The sequence below is a fragment of the Okeania sp. SIO2B9 genome (genome assembly GCF_010672505.1).
GTDB classification, from domain to species: domain Bacteria; phylum Cyanobacteriota; class Cyanobacteriia; order Cyanobacteriales; family Microcoleaceae; genus Okeania; species Okeania hirsuta.
Window position 1 is genome coordinate 1 of the sequence record NZ_JAAHGK010000921.1, and the last position, 3,151, is coordinate 3,151.

At 34.0% G+C, this 3,151-nt stretch carries 2 protein-coding genes; both read right to left on the reverse strand.

The genetic code is table 11. The annotated features are described in order from the left end of the window. Positions 1 to 1,641: ABC transporter ATP-binding protein (locus tag F6K13_RS25475; RefSeq protein WP_287288776.1), on the reverse strand; the 1,641-nt coding region annotated here is incomplete at its 3' end. Between the two features lie 58 nt (positions 1,642 to 1,699). Next, positions 1,700 to 2,869, reverse strand: coding sequence for a glycosyltransferase family 4 protein (locus F6K13_RS25480; protein ID WP_124155421.1), 1,170 nt, complete (start codon positions 2,867 to 2,869; stop codon positions 1,700 to 1,702). Between the last annotated feature and the right edge of the window lie 282 nt (positions 2,870 to 3,151).

A 3,151-nucleotide genomic window follows, 5' to 3' on the forward strand; every position in this document is an offset into this window, starting at 1 on the left:
AACTAAAACTGTTCGGTCTCGACTTAATTGATCGATGGCCTCCTGCACTAAACGCTCAGAAACAGTATCAAGGGCACTGGTGGCCTCGTCTAAGATTAATATTTCTGGATCTTGCAGTAATGCTCTAGCAATAGCCAAGCGTTGACGTTGACCCCCAGAAAGCATAACACCCCGATCGCCTATTTCGGTATCCCATTGCTTCGGCAATTCCATAATAAAATCATAAGCATTAGCTTGTTTGGCAGCTTGAATAATTTCATCTTCTGTGGCATCAGGACAAGCATAAAAAATATTATTTCTGACTGTGTCGTTGAATAAATGAGTCGTTTGACTAACAATACCAGTTCTTTTTCTGAGACTGGTAATATCGAACTCACGCAAGTCAATGCCATCTATAGTAATGGAACCAGAGGTAGGGTCATAAAATCTTGGTAGTAGGTCAGCAAATGTTGACTTACCTGCTCCTGAACCTCCCACTAATGCTAAAGTTTTACCTTGAGGTACAGATACATCAACATTTTTGAGAACTAGATTACTATTACCTGGATAAGAGAAAGAAATTTTATTAAAATGAATTTTCCTCCTAACTTTTTGAAAGGGTATGGAACCAGGTTTCATTATTGGTTTATTATCTCTTCTCCATAAGTCTACAGCCATATCAAAACTAGCAGACCCTTTGGCAATTTGATTACGGGTACTATTAATTCCTGATATCATTGGTAGTAACCGAAATAGAACTAAAAGATAGGTAAGTAAGATAGCAGAAACATTTTCCATTGTACCGGCAAATAAATTTTTACCTAATAATAAAATACAGATTACTGTAATTATGCTTGTCACTTCATTAACTGGTGCGATTAACGCTGAATTCATTTTTTCTTTCAGCGCTATATTTTCCAAGGACAGCATTAATTTTCTTAACTGTTTATATTCTCTATTTTCGCTACTTACTGATTTAATTAACCGGATACCACTGAGAGCTTCAATTACTTTGATTGCATAAGTTTTTTGTGCCCGGTTCAACAAAGACCCAAATTTTTTTGAACGAAGGATAAATAATTGATTAATACCTGCTATTAAGGTTACCAATAGAGTAGAAATCAAAGTAAGTTGCCAAGAGATAGAAATTAGTATGCTTACAAATAATAAAACAGTTATTAATTGAGTTATTAAATTAATATAAGCATTAACTGTTGCAGTACACTGAGCTGTATCTGAGCCTAAACGTTTTGTTAAATCTCCTACTTTTACTTTTGTGAAGAAGTCTAAGTCGCTGTCCATTAATGTTTGGAACATTTCCGATTTAATACTATTTGTGAGCCTACGACTAAAGGCTACTGATAACAAACTCTTTAAATATATGGTTAAATTTTTCAGAACAATAGTTAATATGACTGCTAAAAGCATCACCACAAGACGATACTTTTCTGGTACTCCCTCAAAAGGAGATAATAAAAAATTAATTATAGGTGGAGAACCCTTCAGTTCAATTTCTTGCCCAGAAATTTGCAGTAGTATAGGTACTATTAGGGCTGTATTAACTCCATTAAATAATCCTCCGGCAAAACCTAATGCAATATTTCCTATTATGTGGAAAGGATAACGCCGAATAAATCTTAAAATAAATTCTTTTGTAGACATTTATATTTTCCTTGTATCTTACAATATCTCAATTTTTACTACTCTTAATACCTGCTCACTAAATTTTGATTAACTCTGATAAAATTTCTGCCATAGCATCAATACTATAATATTTAATACATCTTTTTCTAGCTTTCATGCCTTTGGTATTTGCTGTAGCTAAGTCGTTAAATATTAATTCAATTTGTGCTGCAATTTGTTCGGGAGAACTAGGATCGACTAAATAGCCAGTATTGCCTACAATTTCTGGAATATCCCCTACTTTTGTGGCGATAATTGGTTTGGCCATTGCCATTCCATCAGTTAGTTTTAATGGAAATTGTGCTTGAGCTTCTGGAGTATCTCTCTGGGGGACTACTATTATATGGGCAGCCGCTACAATTTCTGGCATAACTGTAGGTGGATATTTTGGCATTTTAATTATCCAATGTCCCCATCTTTCCATTAGTTGACGGTCATAATCATCATAAGGACTACCTCCGACAATGACCAACCTTAAATCTGGCTGATTGATATTCTCTAGGGCTATTAAAACATCTTCTACGCCTTTATAAGGTCGTGGTGCCCCTGGAAACATTAAAATTTTATAACCGCTCAAGCCATAACGAGTTCTACTTACCTCTGGATCGTACTTGCTTGGGTCGAATAAAGTTGTGTCTTTTCCATTTGGTAAATAAGTACCACCAAAGCGTTTTTTGAGAAATTGATTGTGTAGAGTTACCCTGTCTGCTTTGGAGACAAAACTTTCTATCCATTTTAAATAAAAGGGATGGTCTGGTTGTCGCAATGCTCCTTCTGGTTTCAAGATATCTCTAGCTAATTGTTTAAGACTGGGATGATATTTCCAACTATCTCCTCCATGCCAGCTTAACTCCCAATCGTCAATATCTAAAAATACTGGGCGATGGATTTGCATTTTTCTGATTAGAGATAAACCTAGGCTGGTAGGTTTTAATTTGTAGGCGTAAATTATGTCTCCTGTTATTTTATCTAGAAGTTGTTTGGCTGATAATAAAAATTTGGGATAGTAATTGTGGCTATCTATGGCGATGATAGTATTTTCCTGATTAGTTGTTAGTTGTTGTTTTTCTCCACTAACAAAGCCCACAATTTCTACATCTACTTGTAGTTTTTTTAGTGCTTGAGATAATAAGAAAGGACGTACTGCGCCTCCCCATCTTCCCACACCACTGGTTGATAAGTCACTAACAACTAATGATATTTTCACTGATGATTAATTTCCTGAGTTTACTACTTCTATTATAATTTTATTTATTGGATCTAAGGATTATTTTATTAATTTGGTAATTAGTTATTGAGAAATTTTATTCTATATTCCTATGTAGATATTTTATTTGTGCGATATTTTTGAATAAAAATAGTAGAGATTAGTGTAATGGATAAATTTAAAAAGTATTGATACAACTCAAGACCTATGAAGATAGTCATAAATTATTTTTTTTATTTATGGATAGCAAGATAGCAAGTTTTTCTAGTTTATTGATATCAA